This is a genomic window from Burkholderia sp. Tr-20390 (assembly GCF_017104595.1).
In the GTDB taxonomy this organism is placed as follows: Bacteria; Pseudomonadota; Gammaproteobacteria; order Burkholderiales; family Burkholderiaceae; genus Burkholderia.
The window spans coordinates 1-16,196 of record NZ_JAAGPC010000102.1; the positions used below are offsets into that span (position 1 = coordinate 1).

The following is a 16,196-nucleotide window of genomic DNA, read 5'->3' on the forward strand; positions in this document are numbered from 1 at the left end:
GCGCGGCGCGCGCGAGGCCGAGCGCCGCGGGCGACGCGGACAGCACGCGCGCGAACGGCTTGCCGACCGGCTTCAGCGTGCCCTGCGCATGGAACCAGATCGAATTGACGGCCGGCAGGCCACGCGCCTCGCGGGCCTCGTTGACCGGATGCTGGAACCACGCCATCTGCACTTCGTTCTGCAGCTTCATCCACATCCGCGAGCGCTCGCCCGTATGCGCTTCGTGCGGCAGCCAGATCTCGATGTTGCGGCCGCTCGCGCGCAGCGGCGCGGCACCGGCGAGGCGGGCGAGCTGCTCGCTCGACAGGTACCAGCGTGACGGGTTCGGCGCCTCGAGCCGGACGCCGAGCTCCTCGATCAGCGGCCGCGCGACTGCGAGCAGCGCGGCGGCGTCGCCTTCGTCGAGCGCGAGGGCCGCCGGATCGACGAGCACCAGGTGATCGTGCGCGATTTCGACGTGGACGGGCTCGACGCAGGCCCACGCTTGCGCGCCGGGGTCGCCGCCGTCCGCCAGCAGCATGTAGGGCGCGAGCGGCGCCTCGTCCGCGGCGTTGCCCTGGGTGGCGCCGAACTGGCGGGCCAGCCAGCGCTCGTGCGGCAGCGTGCGCTGGAAGTCCTCGCCGGCCACGCGCTCGACGAGGCTGGCGCGGGCGAGCAACTTTTCGAGCGCGGGGCTGTCCAGCGTGTGCAGGGACGAGGCCGCATCGGCCGCCGACGGCAGCGCGAACGGAACGAGAAAATGGAGGCGTCGGTCGTGCATGATGGTGCGCATTGTATGGCAAACTGCGCGCGTGATCGGGCCGGCTGACGGCCCGTTCGCGTCCGGCGGCCGTTTTTCGACCGTGCCCGGGCCGGTGGCCGCCACCGGGCGGCGGTCCGGCCGCGGGGCGCCTCCCCGCCGTAACCAGCAGAAAGGATTCGCTTGAAACTTCCGTACGAATGGCAGATCGGCTGGCGCTACACGCGCGCCGGCAAACGCACGACCGGTAACGGCTTCATTTCCTTCATCGCGCTCGTGTCGATGCTCGGGATCGCGCTCGGCGTCGCGGCGCTGATCGTCGTGCTGTCGGTGATGAACGGCTTCCAGAAGGAAGTGCGCGACCGCATGCTGTCGGTGCTCGCGCACGTCGAGGTGTTCTCGCCGACGGGCTCGATGCCCGACTGGCAACTGACCGCGCAGGAAGCGCGCCGCAATCCGTCGGTGATCGGCGCGGCGCCGTACGTCGACGCGCAGGCGCTGCTCACCCGCCAGGACGCGGTGAGCGGCGTGATGCTGCGCGGCGTCGAGCCGGCGCTCGAGCCGCAAGTGTCGGATATCGGCAAGGACATGAAGGCGGGCCAGCTCGGCGCGCTGGTGCCGGGCCAGTTCGGCATCGTGCTCGGCAATGCGCTCGCGGGCAATCTCGGCGTGACGGTCGGCGACAAGGTCACGCTGGTCGCGCCGGAAGGATCGATCACGCCGGCCGGCATGATGCCGCGGCTGAAGCAGTTTACGGTCGTCGGCGTGTTCGAGTCCGGGCACTACGAATACGACAGCACGCTCGCGATGATCAACATCCGCGACGCCGAGGCGCTGTTCCGGATGGCCGCGCCGACCGGCGTGCGGCTGCGGCTGAAGGACATGCAGAAGGCGCCGGACGTGGCGGTGGAGCTGTCGCATACGCTGTCGGGCAGCCTGTACATCCGCGACTGGACCCAGCAGAACAAGACGTGGTTCTCGGCCGTGCAGATCGAGAAGCGGATGATGTTCATCATCCTCACGCTGATCATCGCGGTGGCCGCGTTCAACCTCGTGTCGTCGCTCGTGATGACGGTGACCAACAAGCAGGCCGACATCGCGATCCTGCGCACGCTCGGCGCGCAGCCGGGGTCGATCATGAAGATCTTCGTCGTGCAGGGCGTGACGATCGGCTTCGTCGGCACGGCGTCGGGCGTCGCGCTCGGCTGCCTGATCGCGTGGAGCATCCCGTGGCTGATCCCGATGATCGAGCACCTGTTCGGCGTGCAGTTCCTGCCGCCGTCCGTGTACTTCATCAGCGAGCTGCCGTCCGAACTCGTCGCGAGCGACGTGATCCGGATCGGCCTGATCGCGTTCGCGCTGTCGGCGGTCGCGACGCTCTATCCGAGCTGGCGCGGCGCGAAGGTGAAGCCGGCGGAGGCGCTCCGCTATGAATGACCGCGCGACCGCATTCGCGGATGCAAAACAACACAACAGACAGGATTCGGCAGGTATGCAGGAATACGTGCTTCAGGCGCGCGGGATCACGAAGGCGTTCGTGCAGGGCGGCTTCAACGTGCAGGTGCTCAACAATACCGAGCTGACGGTGCGGCGCGGCGAGAAGCTCGCGGTCGTCGGTGCGTCGGGCTCCGGCAAGAGCACGCTGCTGCACGTGCTGGGCGGGCTCGACGAGCCGAGCGCGGGCGAGGTGTCGTTGCTCGGCAAGCCGTTCACGCAACTCGCCGAGCGCGAGCGCAACGAGCTGCGCAACCGTGCGCTCGGCTTCGTCTACCAGTTCCATCACCTGCTGCCCGAGTTCACCGCGCTCGACAACGTCGCGATGCCGCTGCGCATTCGCCGGATGACGACCGAGGACGCGCGCGAGCAGGCGCAGGCGATGCTCGAACGCGTCGGTCTCGGCCCGCGTGCGAAGCACCGGCCGGGCGAGCTGTCGGGCGGCGAGCGGCAGCGCGTCGCGATCGCGCGCGCGCTGGTCACGAAGCCCGCGTGCGTGCTCGCCGACGAGCCGACCGGCAACCTCGACGGCACGACGGCCGATACGGTGTTCAACCTGATGCTCGAGCTGTCCGAGACGCTCGAAACGAGCTTCGTGATCGTCACGCACGATCCCGATCTCGCCGCGCGCTGCGACCGCATCATGCGGCTGCGCGACGGCGTGTTGCACGAGGAGCCGGCGCTGCCGGTGTAAGAAGCGAACGCGCTTGGCCTGCTGCCGGGATGGTCCCGGTGCGGCGCCAGCGCGCAGGACTGCCGCCATGTGGATCGACACGCACTGCCATCTCGATGCCGCCGAGTTCGACGCCGACCGCGACGCGGTCGCGCACGCGGCGCGCGCGGCCGGCGTGTCGCGCATCGTGATCCCGAGCGTCGGGCGCGACAACTTCACGACGGTGCGCGAACTCGCGCAACGCACGCCGGGCGCGGTCTACGCACTCGGCATCCATCCGATGTTTACGCCACGCGCACGCGACGAGGATCTCGACCTGCTGCGCATGGAGATCGAGGCGAGCCTCGACGATCCGCGCTTCGTCGCGATCGGCGAGATCGGTCTCGACTATTTCGTGCCGGGGCTCGACGAAGATCGGCAGCAGTTCTTCTACCAGGGGCAACTGAAGCTCGCGCGCGAATTCGACCTGCCCGTGCTGTGCCACGTGCGCAAGTCGCAGGATCGCGTGCTCGCCGGGCTGCGCCGTTTTGGCGTGCGGCACGGTATCGCGCATGCGTTCAACGGCAGCTTCCAGCAGGCTGAAGCGTATCTCGCGCATGGGCTGCATCTCGGCTTCGGCGGCAACGTGACCTTCACGCGCGCGCTGCAGATCCGCCGGCTCGCGGCGCAGCTGCCGCTCGAGGCGATCGTCGTCGAGACGGACGCACCCGACATCGCGCCCGAATGGGCGTACAAATCCCGCAACACGCCCGACCAGGTGCCGCGCATCGGCGACGTGCTCGCCGAATTGCGCGGGATCGACGCCGGCGCGGTGTCCCTATGCACTTCGGCTAACGCGCTCGCCGCGCTGCCGCGACTCGCACTTTCATCCGCATAATCGTTGCCCTGAGGCGCTGCATGCTCGATGGTGGCGCCGGGTCGACGAGGAGGGGCGATGCGCGTGTGGTGGATCGCGTTCGCGCTCGGCGTGGTCGTACTGCAGCGGCAGGCGGCGCTGCCGGGTGCGCTCGCATGGACGATCGGTGTGGCCGTGCTCGCGGGCTGCGCGGGGCTGAGCGTGTGGTGCAGGCGTCGCCAGCGTACGCGCAAGACCGCCATGTTCGGATGGTTGCTGTGTGCGCTCGCGGCCTGCGATGCAGGGTTCGGCTATGCGGCCGCGCGGGCCGAATGGCGGCTGCGCGACAGCCTGCCCGTCGAGTGGGAGGGGCGCGACATCGTCGTCACCGGCGTGATCCGCGGGCTGCCCGTGATCGACGAGACAGGCGCGCGGCTGCTGTTCGCGGTCGAGTCGAACGATGCGGGGCTGGCCCGCTTTCCGCCGTTGATCCGGCTGTCGTGGCGCGCCTATGGTGCGTCGGCGACACGCGATCCACTTCCCGATCTGCGCGCCGCGCAGCGCTGGCGTTTCGTCGTGCGCCTGAAGCGCCCGCATGCCGAGGCCAATCCCGGTGTGCGCGACAGCGAGGCGGCGTGGCTGGCCGCAGGCATTCGCGCGATCGGTTATGTGAGCGCGCCCCGGCGGGCGGAATTGCTCGATGCGCGCGCAGCGGGATGGCGTGCGTCGATCGATCGGCTGCGCGACGCGCTGCGCGCGCGTATCGACGCGTCGCTCGGCAGCGACGCCGGCCATCGCGGCATCGTCGCCGCACTGGCGATCGGCGACCAGTCGGGCATCGGCGACGATGACTGGCACGTGCTGCGCAGCACGGGTACGAGCCACCTCGTCGCGATTTCCGGCCTGCATGTCGGGCTCGTCGGCGCGATCGCGGGCGGGCTCGTGTCGATGGTCTGGCGCCGCCTGCGCTGGCGCACTCGGGCCGCAACGCTCATGTTTCCGGCGCCGTACGCGGCAGCGCTCGCCGCGCTGGCAGCCGCGGCCGGCTATGCGGCGCTTGCCGGCTTCAACGTGCCGGCGCAGCGCGCATGGTGGATGATCGCGGCCGGCGGCATTGCGTACCTGGCCGGGCGCAGCGTGCCGACTTCCGCGGTGCTGTGCGCGGCGCTCGGCGGCGTGCTGCTTGCCGATCCGTGGGCCGTGCTGTCGGCCGGGTTCTGGCTGTCGTTCGGGGCGGTCGCCGTGATCCTGATGGCCGTCGCCGGCTGGCGTGGCGTGCGTGAGGTTGATACGGAAAACGAGGAGGGCGACGGCACGGCCGGCTTGTCGAGCCGGTTGCGCGCGTGGGGTGCCCGCGCCGGGCGCCGGATCGCCGAGGCCACGCGCGTGCAGTACGCGGTGACGATCGGTCTCGCACCGCTCACGGCCGCCTGGTTCGCGCAAATATCCCTGTCGGGCCCGCTTGGCAATGCGTTCGCGATTCCGTGGGTCAGCTCGGTCGTGACGCCCGTCGTGCTGGCCGGCATCGCGCTGCCCGCGCCGCTCGATGCGTACGCGTTCCGGCTTGCGCACGCGGCGCTCGAACCGATGATGGCGCTGCTCGGATACCTTGCCGACTGGCCGGCCGGCGTGTTCTGGCTGCGCATGCCCGACTGGCCGGTGCTGGTGCTGGCCTGCGTGGGCGTCGCATGGGCGCTGATGCCGCGCGGCTGGCCGCTGCGCTGGGCGGCCCCGCTCACGTGGCTGCCGCTCGTCGCGCCGGCATCTGATGCGCCGCCGCCGGGCGGCTTCCGGCTGACCGTTTTTGACGTCGGGCAGGGCGCGTCGGTGCTGGTGGAGACCGCGCGGCGTACCTTGCTGTTCGATGCGGGGCCGGGCGCGGAGTCGACCCACGCCGGCGCGCGGATCGTCGCGCCCGCGTTGCGTGCACGCGGCATCGCGGTGATCGATTCGCTCGTGCTCAGTCACGCGGATGCCGATCACGCGGGCGGCGCACCGGCCGTCTATGCGGCAGCCGACGTGCGCCAGCTGCTGGCCGGCATCGTGCCGAACAGCCGGTTGTGGCGCGATGCGGCAGCCGCCGGCGTCGCCGACCGGCTGCCGTGCGCGGCCGGGCAGCGCTGGACCTGGGACGGCGTCGCGTTCACGATGCTGTGGCCGCCAGGCGGCCTGGGCGCGGGCTCGTCGAACGGGCGGTCGTGCGTGCTGCGCATCGACGCGGGCGAGACGTCCGCGCTGCTGACGGGTGATGTCGATGCGCGCGGCGAACGCCGGCTCGTGGACGCTGCACGCGACGCGCTGGCCGCACAGATCCTGGTCGTTCCGCACCATGGCAGCCGTACGTCGTCGGTCGAGCCTTTCCTCGATTCGGTCGGGCCGCGCGTCGCGGTATTTCCTGTAGGCTATCGCAATCGTTTCGGTCATCCGCACCGGACGGTGCTCGCCCGTTACGAGGCGCGCGGGATCCCGCTGCCGCGCACCGATCGCGACGGCGCCGTGCGGTTCGACGTCGCGCCGGCCGACGGCGGGTTTGCCTTCGAGCGTCATCGCGACGTTTGGCGACGGTACTGGATGGATCGGTGAGCGCGGCGAAAGCCGGCGTATCAATAAAGATGGCCCGGATCCGCGCTCAATGCCGAAGCGTGGGCCCGGCAGAACGCGAAGCATGGGGCGAGAGCAAGCGCTAAAGCACTCACTCTCGTCGACCGCGAAGCATGGGACGGAGTAAGCGCTGAAGCGCCAACTCGGGTCGACCGCGAAGCATGGGACCGGAGTAAGTGCTAAAGCACTAACTCCGGTCGACAAAGGAGACATCGGCGTTTGAAGGACATCCTCCACTTCTCGCATGCGAACGGCTTTCCGGCATCGACGTACCGCACGATCTTCGCCGAACTGGCCGACGACTACGAGCTGCGCTACATCGAACGGATCGGCCACGACCGCCGCTACCCGGTGACGCGCGACTGGCCGCATCTCGTCGAGCAACTGCTCGACGACATCGGCAGCCGCTACGAGCGTCCCGTCTGGCTTGTCGGCCATTCGCTCGGCGGCTACCTGTCGCTGATGGCCGCGCTGAAGAAGCCGCAGTGGGTGCGCGGCGTCGTGATGATCGATTCGCCGATCATCGCGGGCTGGCGCGCCGGCGCATTGCGCGCGAGCCAGTGGGCGGGGCTCGACGAGCGGCTGTCGCCGGCCGCCGCGACGCGCAACCGGCGTACGCACTGGGTCAGCCGTGACGAAGTCTGGCGGCACTTCCGCGAAAAGCCGGCGTTCGCCCGCTGGGACGAAAGGATGCTGGCCGACTACATCGACTACGGGATCCCGCAGGTCGGCGCCGACGGCGAGCGCTCGCTCGCGTTCGACCGGCAGGTCGAATACCTGATCTACCGGACGTTGCCGCATACGCTCGGCCCGCGGCTCGCGCACGGCGCGCCGGTGCCGCTCGGCTTTCTCGCCGGCACGCGTTCGCGCGAGGTGCGCCAGGTCGGGCTCGATGCGACACGCCGCGCGGCGCGCGGCCGCGTCGAATGGCTGGAAGGCAGCCACCTGTTTCCGATGGAGCGGCCGCTCGAGACCGCCCGCGCATTGCAGCGGATGCTGAATTCGCTGAAGGCGGCGGAGGGCGATGTGTCGCAGGGCGTCACCCCGCTCGCGAGGCGCGCCTGACGCAGGGTTTGGCGGCCGGGGCGCCGCCTCCGGCACGCGCGGTTGCACCGGCCGGAGGGCGGTTGCGTCCCGGCGCGCACGGCTGGTGCGGGGCGGCGCGAAAGGGCGCGATCATCGAGTCAATTGCTGAGAGAAGGGCGGGCTTTACGGTATAATCCGTTTTTCCCGCGAGCATCCAGCGATGACCAAATATGTTTTCGTCACCGGCGGCGTAGTTTCTTCCCTTGGCAAGGGTATTGCCGCCGCTTCCCTCGCCGCGATCCTTGAATCGCGCGGTCTGAAAGTCACCCTCCTCAAACTCGATCCCTACATCAACGTCGACCCCGGCACGATGAGCCCGTTCCAGCACGGCGAAGTGTTCGTGACGGAAGACGGGGCGGAGACCGACCTCGACCTTGGCCACTACGAGCGCTTCATCAGCACGAAGATGCGCAAGGCCAACAACTTCACGACCGGCCAGATCTACGAATCGGTGATCCGCAAGGAGCGCCGCGGCGACTATCTCGGCAAGACCGTGCAGGTCATTCCGCACATCACGAACGAAATCCAGGCGTTCATCGAGCGCGGGGCCGCGTCGGCCACCTGCGGTGAGCCGGATGTCGCGATCGTCGAGATCGGCGGCACGGTCGGTGACATCGAATCGCTGCCGTTCCTCGAAGCCGCGCGCCAGATGAGCCTGCGCCTCGGCCGCAACAGCGCGTGCTTCGTGCACCTGACGCTGGTGCCGTACGTCGCGACGGCCGGCGAGCTGAAGACGAAGCCGACCCAGCACAGCGTGCAGAAGCTGCGCGAGATCGGCATCCTGCCGCACGTGCTGCTGTGCCGTGCGGACCGCCGCATTCCGGACGACGAATCGAAGAAGATCTCGATGTTCTCGAACGTGCCGGAAGACGCCGTGATCTCGGTGTGGGACGCCGACAGCATCTACAAGATTCCGCAGATGCTGCACGACCAGGGCCTCGACCGCATCATCTGCGAGGAACTGAAGCTGTCGCCGAAGGACGCGGACCTGACCATGTGGTCGGAGCTGGTCGAGAAGCTCGAGAACCCGAAGCACGAAGTGACGATCGGCATGGTCGGCAAGTACGTCGACCTGACCGAGTCGTACAAGTCGCTGATCGAGGCGCTGCGCCACGCATCGCTGCACACGTCGACCAAGGTCAACATCGAATACATCGACTCGGAAGAGATCGAGACGAACGGTGTCGACAGCCTGAAGCATCTCGACGCCGTGCTGGTGCCGGGCGGTTTCGGCCGTCGCGGCACGGAAGGCAAGATCGCGGCGATCCGCTATGCGCGTGAAGCCAAGGTGCCGTATCTCGGCATCTGCCTCGGCATGCAGCTCGCGGTGATCGAATTCGCGCGCGACGTCGTCGGCCTGAAGCAGGCGAACAGCACGGAATTCGAGCCGGACACGCCGGAACGCGTGGTCGCGCTGATCACCGAGTGGTACGACCGCGACGGCAAGGTCGAGACGCGCACCGAGGAGTCCGATCTCGGCGGCACGATGCGCCTGGGTTCGCAGCGCTGCCCGATCAAGCCGGGCACGATGGCGGAAGAGATCTATGGCAAGGACGTGAACGAGCGCCATCGCCACCGTTATGAAGTCAATAACCGCTTCGTGCCCCAGCTCGAAGCCGGTGGCCTTATCATCAGCGCCCGTACCCCGAGCGAGGATCTGCCGGAAATGATGGAACTGCCGCGTTCGATGCACCCGTGGTTCGTCGGCGTCCAGTTCCACCCGGAATTCACGTCCACGCCGCGTGACGGTCATCCCCTCTTCAAGTCGTTCGTCGAAGCTGCGCTTGTCAACAAGCAAGCGCGCGGAGTGTAAGCATGAAGCTGTGCGATTTCGAGGTCGGTCTCGACAAGCCTTTCTTCCTGATCGCGGGCACCTGCGTCGTCGAATCGGAGCAAATGACGATCGACACGGCCGGCCGCCTGAAGGAGATCTGCGCGAAGCTGAACATTCCGTTCATCTACAAGTCGTCCTACGACAAGGCGAACCGCAGCTCGGGCAAGTCGTTCCGTGGCCTCGGAATGGACGAGGGCCTGCGGATCCTGTCCGAGGTGAAGCGCCAGCTCGGCCTGCCGGTGCTGACCGACGTGCATTCGATCGAAGAGATCGAGCAGGTCGCGTCGGTTGTCGACGTGCTGCAGACGCCGGCGTTCCTGTGCCGCCAGACCGATTTCATCCACGCGTGCGCGCGCTCGGGCAAGCCCGTCAACATCAAGAAGGGCCAGTTCCTCGCGCCGCACGACATGAAGAACGTGATCGACAAGGCGCGCGAAGCGGCCCGTGAAGCGGGGCTGTCGGAAGACCGTTTCATGGCGTGCGAGCGCGGTGTCTCGTTCGGCTACAACAATCTGGTGTCGGACATGCGTTCGCTCGCGATCATGCGCGAGACGAGCGCCCCGGTCGTGTTCGATGCGACCCACTCGGTGCAGCTGCCGGGCGGGCAGGGCACGAGCTCGGGCGGCCAGCGCGAATTCGTGCCGGTGCTCGCGCGTGCGGCGGTCGCGACGGGCGTCGCGGGCCTGTTCATGGAGACGCACCCGAATCCGGCCGAAGCAAAGTCGGATGGCCCGAACGCGGTGCCGCTGAACCGGATGAGTGCGCTGCTGGAGACCCTCGTCACGCTCGACCAGGCGGTGAAGCGCAATCCGTTCCTGGAAAACGATTTCAATTAAAGATCGAATGAACCTTGCGACGGCTTCGCACGTCAGTAGCGAAAGCGGTTCAGGCGCGCGCGCCGTCGCAGTTTGAAGAATCCATCGTCATTCTCAGAGGAAACCCATGAGTGCAATCGTAGATATCATCGGCCGCGAGATTCTGGATTCGCGCGGCAACCCCACCGTCGAATGCGACGTGCTGCTCGAATCGGGCACGATGGGCCGCGCGGCGGTGCCGTCGGGCGCGTCCACCGGCTCGCGTGAAGCGATCGAACTGCGCGACGGCGAAGCCGGCCGCTACAACGGCAAGGGCGTGCTGAAGGCAGTCGAGCATATCAACACCGAAATCTCCGAAGCCATCATGGGCCTCGACGCGTCGGAACAGGCGTTCCTCGACAAGACGCTGCTCGAGCTGGACGGCACCGACAACAAGTCGCGCCTCGGCGCGAACGCGATGCTGGCCGTGTCGATGGCCGTCGCGAAGGCAGCCGCCGAAGAGGCCGGCCTGCCGCTGTACCGCTATTTCGGCGGTTCGGGCGCGATGCAACTGCCGGTGCCGATGATGAACATCGTCAACGGCGGCGCGCACGCGAACAACAGCCTCGACATCCAAGAATTCATGATCGTCCCGGTGAGCCAGCCGACGTTCCGTGAAGCCCTGCGTTGCGGCGCGGAAGTGTTCCACGCACTGAAGAAGATCCTGAGCGACCGCGGCATGAGCACGGCAGTCGGCGACGAAGGCGGCTTCGCGCCGAACTTCGGCAGCAACGACGAGTGCCTGTCGACGATCCTGCAGGCGATCGAGAAGGCCGGCTACCGTGCCGGTGAAGACGTGCTGCTCGCGCTCGACTGCGCGGCATCCGAGTTCTACCACGACGGCAAGTACCAGCTCGCGGGCGAAGGCCTGCAACTGTCGTCGGCCGAATTCACCGACTACCTCGCGACGCTCGCCGACAAGTTCCCGATCGTGTCGATCGAGGACGGCATGCACGAAAGCGACTGGGAAGGCTGGAAGCTGCTGACCGACCGCCTCGGCAAGAAGGTGCAGCTGGTCGGCGACGACCTGTTCGTCACGAACACGCGCATCCTGAAGGAAGGTATCGAGAAGGGCATCGCGAACTCGATCCTCATCAAGATCAACCAGATCGGTACGCTGACCGAAACGTTCGCGGCAATCGAAATGGCGAAGCGCGCAGGCTACACGGCCGTGATCTCGCACCGCTCGGGTGAAACGGAAGATTCGACGATCGCGGACATCGCGGTCGGCCTGAACGCCGGTCAGATCAAGACGGGTTCGCTGTCGCGCAGCGACCGCATCTCGAAGTACAACCAGCTGCTGCGCATCGAGGAAGATCTCGGCGACATCGCAAGCTACCCGGGTAAATCGGCTTTCTATAACCTGCGCTAACGCGCTACTATCGGGTTCGTCATATCGACGCCGCTCTGTGCATGTGCGCGGAGCGGCGCTTCTTATATCTGCGGTTCTTACATGCGGCTTGTCACTGTCGTCCTGATTGCCTTGCTGGCGCTCATTCAGTACCCCCTATGGTGGGGACACGGCGGCTGGCTGCGGGTGCATGAATTGCGTCAGCAGCTCGACGACCAGCTCCAGAAGAACGCGGACGAGAAGCTGCGCAACGAGCGCACCGCAGGCGAAGTACAGGATCTGCAGGGCGGCACCGCGGCCATCGAGGAGCGTGCACGCTACGAGATGGGCATGGTGAAGGACGGCGAGGTATTCGTGCAGTTCGTGTCGCCGAATGCGCCTGCCGTACCGCTGAACAACACGCCGTCGAATACGTCGACGCGCGGCGCCGTCTCCGCGGCACCGGTGCGTGTCGTACCGAATCCGCAGTCGATCGCGAAGCCGTCGCGGCATCATGGCGGCGACAAGGGCAAGGCCGCGCATCACTGATGCGCGATTGCTCGAACCCATTGAAAAAGCGCGGGAAATGCCGCGCTTTTTTATTTCCTGCTGGTAGTCAATTGGCTGAGCGATGCACGCTCACCACCACCATCCCGGGTAGCCGTAGCTGATGCCCGAGCCCCAGCGATTGCCCCATCCGCCGTAATACCCGCCGTAGACCGTCACCGGCGGCGGCGAGTAATAGGCCCATGCGCGCGCGGCGGCCTCGGCTGCCATCGCGCTGTTCTGTTCGCGCAGCACCTGCTGGTCGATCTCGTCATAGCGCTTGCGTTCGGCGCTCGACAGCGCGGGCGGCTGGCCGCCCGATGCACCGGGTTCGGGCAGGCGGCTCAGGATCGTGGAGGTCGGCGGCGGCATCGCGCAGCCGGCCAGCGCGAGCGTGCCGGCGGCAACGCTCGTCAGGACGATGGTGCGGAACGGACGATGAAGCGGGCTCATGTGTTTCTCCTGCAGCGCGCCGACGACGGGAAGCGGCTTGCGCCGAAGTGCGTGACTTCGGCGCCGGAGCCTTGCGTGCGACGCTCGTGCGTCATTATGCGCCCGTGCCCGGACGGCGGGCATCGGGCCACTGATCAGTGACGCTGCTCGGTCGCGGGCGCAATGCCCGTCTCGACGCCGGGTGCCGCGAACAGCTGCGCGACATCGACCGGATCGAATTCATAGCGCTGGTTGCAGAACTCGCAATGAATCTCGACATGGCCGCGCTCGACGATCACGCTGTCGACTTCTTCACGGCCGAGCATGCGCAGCATCGCGCCGACCTTCTCGCGCGAGCACGAGCACTGGAAACGCGTGCCGGCTGGTTCGAAGTGCTGCACGTTTTCCTGCCAGAACAGCCGGCGGAACACGACTTCCGGTTCGACCTCGAGCAGTTCCTGTGCGGACAGCGTGCCGCCGAGCGTGCAGACGCGCTCCCACGTATCGGTATCGGTTTCGGCGTTACGCGGCACGATGCCGCCGTCGCCCGGCAGCTTCTGCAGCAGCATGCCGACCGCGCGGTCGCGATCGGCCGCGAGCCACATCCGCGTGTCGAGCTGTTCCGAGTGATGCATGTAATGCTCGAGCACCTGCGAGACGGATTCAAGCGGGCCTTCGACGCCGTTCAGCGGCACGATGCCCTGGTACGGCTGCTGGCCCGGCAGCTTGTCGGCCGGGTCGAGCGTGATCACGCAGCGGCCGTGGCCGCTCGCGTTGACGAGCGACGCGAAGCGCGTGTCGTCGCCGATCGTCTGGGCGGAGTCGCCGGCGAACTTCGCGGTGGCCCGCATCGACAGATCCGAACCGCACTGGACGACCAGCATCTGGACCGGCCCGTCGCCGAAGATCTGCATGATCAGGGTGCCGTTGAATTTCAGGTTCGCGGACAGCAGCGCGCACGCTGCCATCATCTCGCCGAGCACCGTGCGCACCGGGGCAGGGTAGTCGCGGCGGGCGAGCACTTCCTGCCACGTATTGCGCAGCGAAACGATCTCGCCGCGCACGGGCGCCGCATTGAACATGAATTTCTGTAACTGGTCGCTCACTCTTCTTCCTTGAAATCCGTGCGAATCACCCGATCCGCACGAGTTGCTCCTTGAAATGCGCACGCCGCTCGACGTATGTCTTCGCGTTCGTGCGCAGCCGCGCAATGTCTTCCGCCGACAGCTCGCGCACGACTTTCGCCGGTGCGCCGAGAATCAGCGAGTTGTCCGGGAACGTCTTGCCTTCCGTCACGACCGCGCCGGCACCAACCAGACAGTTGCGGCCGATTACCGCTCCATTCAAGACCACCGCCTGGATACCGACCAGCGAACCCTCGCCGATCGTGCAGCCGTGCAGCATGGCCTGGTGCCCGATCGTCACGTTTTCGGCAATCGTCAGCGGAAAGCCGGGGTCCGTGTGCAGGACCGCGCCTTCCTGGACGTTGCTGCCAGCGCCGACGGTGATCGTCTCGTTGTCGCCGCGAATTGTCGCGCCGAACCAGACGCTCGCGTTCTCCTCGAGCACGACCTTGCCGATGATGGCCGCCGTATCGGCGACGAATACGCTTTCGTGGATCGTCGGGGCCGTATCGCCCAGCTTGTAGATCGTCACGGAGTCTCCTTGTCTCTTCGATGATGGGCGCCGGTAGAATGGCGCGTCTGGTTTGCCCGGCGCATGCGCATTGCGCCGCGGAACAGTCGCCTATTGTAAACCGTCGCGTGCGTGCGCTCCCGCGATGCGCACGCAGGGTGTCCCCGTTTATGAGCATGGAGTCTTCTTCTTTCGGCAATGCGCCTGCCTGTGTGCGCCGCACCGCGCTTGCCGCGCTGCGTGACGCCGAACCCGTGGCGAAGGCCGCCCAGGTGCGCGCGCTCTACGATGCGCTGCGGGCCGGGCAGGCGGCGATCGCGCCGTCGCTCGAATTGCCCGAGCCGGCCGATCTGCCCGGCCGGCCGGCGCGCCCGCCGCTCGTCGAGCCGCGCCAGCTCGAGCGACGCAGCATGCGTTCGCCCGAAGGGCGCGCGGTGCTGCTGCACGCGCTTGCCCATATCGAGTTCAATGCGATCAACCTGGCCCTCGACGCGGTCTGGCGCTTCGCGGGCCTGCCGGCTCCGTTCTATGCGGACTGGCTGAAGGTGGCGGCCGAGGAGGCCTATCACTTCACGCTGCTGTCCGAGCGCCTGGCGGCGTTCGGGCATGCGTACGGCGATTTTCCCGCGCACAACGGCCTGTGGGAGATGTGCGAGCGGACCAAGGGCGACGTGCTGGCGCGCATGGCACTCGTGCCGCGCACGCTCGAGGCCCGCGGGCTCGACGCATCGCCGCCGATCCGCGCGCGGCTCGTGCAGGCGGGCGACGATGCGTCGGCCGCGATCCTCGACGTGATCCTGCGCGACGAAATCGGCCATGTCGCGATCGGCAACCGCTGGTTCCGGCATCTGTGCGACGAAGCCGGCCGCGATCCGGTGCCCACCTACCGGCAGCTCGCCGAGCAATACCATGCGCCGCGGCTGCGCGGCCCGTTCAATTTCGATGCGCGCCGCGATGCCGGATTCGAGCAGGCCGAACTCGACGAACTGGCCGCGCAGGACGTGGCGGACGGCAACGCGCCACGCTAGCCGGCTCGCGTTCGGCCGCGCTTCGACGTGCCGCCCGCCGTCCCGGGTGCCCGGGACATGGTGTTTCTCCGCGGCCCTGGGCTCACGCGCGCCGCTAGAGCGGCACCTCGATTGCCGGACGCCGGAAAGAGGGCGGCGCCGCTATAATCGAACGATCATTCTTTTTTCTGGCGGCTGCAATGAGTGCATCGAGTTCTGTTTCCGATTTCGTCACGGTGCGCGGCGTCCAGCTGCATGTCCGGCGCTGGGGCCGGCCCGATGCGCCGACGCTGTTCATGCTGCATGGCTGGATGGACGTCTCGGCATCGTTCCAGTTCGTTGTCGATGCGCTCGCGGGCGACTGGCAGGTGATCGCGCCCGATGCGCGCGGTTTCGGGCTGTCCGACTGGCCGGTCGCGCGGCAGGGCGGCGGTCATTACTGGTTCCACGAGTACCTGGGCGACCTCGATGCGCTCGTCGACCACTATGCGCCGGCCGGCGAAGTCAACCTGGTCGGGCACAGCATGGGCGCGAACGTCGTGTGCCTGTATGCCGGCGCGCGGCCGGAGCGCGTGCGGCGCGTGGTCGATCTCGAGGGTTTCGGGCTGGCGCCCGCGCGGGCCGAGCAAGCGCCGCGCCGGTTGCGCGGCTGGCTGGACGAGTTGCGCGAACCGCCCGTGCTGCGCCCTTACGCGTCCCTCGACGACGTGGCGGCGCGCCTGATCAAGACCAATCCGCGGCTCGACCCGCGCCGTGCGGCGTTCCTCGCCGCGCACTGGTCGAAGCGCGGCGACGACGGCCAGTACCACCTGCTGGCCGACCCCGCGCACAAGATGCCGGGCCCGCAGCTGTACCGGCTCGACGAAGTGATGGCCACCTGGGCGCAGGTGCGCGCGAAGGTGCTGCACGTCGAAGCCGTCAATTCGCCGACGCTGGCCCACATCGCCGGTGACATCCCGTTGCCGGAATTCAAGGCGCGCTTCAACGCGTTCCCCGACTGGCGCGAGAAGCTCGTCGAGGACGCCGGACACATGGTGCATCACGACCAGCCCGAGCAGATCGCGGCGCTGATCGAGGCGTTCTGCGCGTAGGCGCCAGGCGGCAGCGGCGGGGCACGCGGGCGGCGCATT

Annotated in this window: 15 protein-coding genes; 11 read left to right on the top strand and 4 right to left on the bottom strand. The window is 67.7% G+C overall.

Annotation, left to right across the window (positions count from 1 at the left end):
* Positions 1-760: regulator (locus tag G3N98_RS24400; protein WP_206149441.1), on the bottom strand; the 760-nt coding region annotated here is incomplete at its 3' end.
* A gap of 162 nt (positions 761-922) precedes the next feature.
* Here G3N98_RS24400 and G3N98_RS24405 point away from each other — a divergent pair.
* The 9 genes from G3N98_RS24405 to ftsB all read left to right on the top strand — a co-directional run bounded on the left by G3N98_RS24405 (position 923) and on the right by ftsB (position 11,995).
* Positions 923-2,176: a lipoprotein-releasing ABC transporter permease subunit gene (locus G3N98_RS24405; protein WP_089425752.1), complete on the top strand. Its 1,254-nt coding sequence runs from the start codon at positions 923-925 to the stop codon at positions 2,174-2,176.
* Between the two features lie 55 nt (positions 2,177-2,231).
* A complete protein-coding gene (gene lolD / locus G3N98_RS24410) occupies positions 2,232-2,927 on the top strand; it encodes a lipoprotein-releasing ABC transporter ATP-binding protein LolD (RefSeq protein WP_034174517.1) in 696 nt (231 codons plus the stop codon).
* Between the two features lie 67 nt (positions 2,928-2,994).
* Complete coding sequence (locus G3N98_RS24415) at positions 2,995-3,783, top strand: TatD family hydrolase (protein ID WP_206149442.1); 789 nt, start codon at positions 2,995-2,997, stop codon at positions 3,781-3,783.
* 57 nt (positions 3,784-3,840) lie between these two features.
* On the top strand, positions 3,841-6,324 hold the full coding sequence (locus G3N98_RS24420; RefSeq protein WP_206149443.1) for a DNA internalization-related competence protein ComEC/Rec2: 2,484 nt from the start codon (positions 3,841-3,843) through the stop codon (positions 6,322-6,324).
* A 237-nt stretch (positions 6,325-6,561) separates the two neighbouring features.
* Entirely contained in the window at positions 6,562-7,407 is an 846-nt protein-coding gene (locus tag G3N98_RS24425) for an alpha/beta hydrolase (RefSeq protein WP_089473145.1), read from the top strand.
* 181 nt (positions 7,408-7,588) lie between these two features.
* Positions 7,589-9,241, top strand: coding sequence for a CTP synthase (locus G3N98_RS24430; protein ID WP_046546046.1), 1,653 nt, complete (start codon positions 7,589-7,591; stop codon positions 9,239-9,241).
* 2 nt (positions 9,242-9,243) lie between these two features.
* Positions 9,244-10,098 (top strand): 3-deoxy-8-phosphooctulonate synthase, encoded by an 855-nt coding sequence (gene kdsA / locus G3N98_RS24435; protein WP_046546045.1) that lies wholly within the window; start codon positions 9,244-9,246, stop codon positions 10,096-10,098.
* A 106-nt stretch (positions 10,099-10,204) separates the two neighbouring features.
* A complete protein-coding gene (gene eno / locus G3N98_RS24440; protein WP_011352544.1) occupies positions 10,205-11,488 on the top strand; it encodes a phosphopyruvate hydratase in 1,284 nt (427 codons plus the stop codon).
* Positions 11,489-11,569: 81 nt separating this feature from the next.
* On the top strand, positions 11,570-11,995 hold the full coding sequence (gene ftsB / locus G3N98_RS24445) for a cell division protein FtsB (RefSeq protein ID WP_046546044.1): 426 nt from the start codon (positions 11,570-11,572) through the stop codon (positions 11,993-11,995).
* 90 nt (positions 11,996-12,085) lie between these two features.
* On the opposite strand, the gene G3N98_RS24450 is transcribed toward ftsB, so the two are convergent.
* The 3 genes from G3N98_RS24450 to G3N98_RS24460 form a co-directional block, all read right to left on the bottom strand.
* Positions 12,086-12,445: a hypothetical protein gene (locus G3N98_RS24450; protein WP_089473144.1), complete on the bottom strand. Its 360-nt coding sequence runs from the start codon at positions 12,443-12,445 to the stop codon at positions 12,086-12,088.
* A gap of 134 nt (positions 12,446-12,579) precedes the next feature.
* Positions 12,580-13,530 (bottom strand): Hsp33 family molecular chaperone HslO, encoded by a 951-nt coding sequence (hslO, locus tag G3N98_RS24455; protein ID WP_089425746.1) that lies wholly within the window; start codon positions 13,528-13,530, stop codon positions 12,580-12,582.
* 25 nt (positions 13,531-13,555) lie between these two features.
* Entirely contained in the window at positions 13,556-14,080 is a 525-nt protein-coding gene (locus tag G3N98_RS24460; RefSeq protein WP_071334714.1) for a gamma carbonic anhydrase family protein, read from the bottom strand.
* 149 nt (positions 14,081-14,229) lie between these two features.
* Here G3N98_RS24460 and G3N98_RS24465 point away from each other — a divergent pair, with 149 nt between their 5' ends.
* Both G3N98_RS24465 and G3N98_RS24470 read left to right on the top strand, forming a co-directional pair.
* Positions 14,230-15,087, top strand: coding sequence for a ferritin-like domain-containing protein (locus G3N98_RS24465; protein WP_089431256.1), 858 nt, complete (start codon positions 14,230-14,232; stop codon positions 15,085-15,087).
* Positions 15,088-15,266: 179 nt separating this feature from the next.
* Complete coding sequence (locus G3N98_RS24470; RefSeq protein WP_089425744.1) at positions 15,267-16,157, top strand: alpha/beta fold hydrolase; 891 nt, start codon at positions 15,267-15,269, stop codon at positions 16,155-16,157.
* The last annotated feature ends 39 nt before the right edge of the window (positions 16,158-16,196 follow it).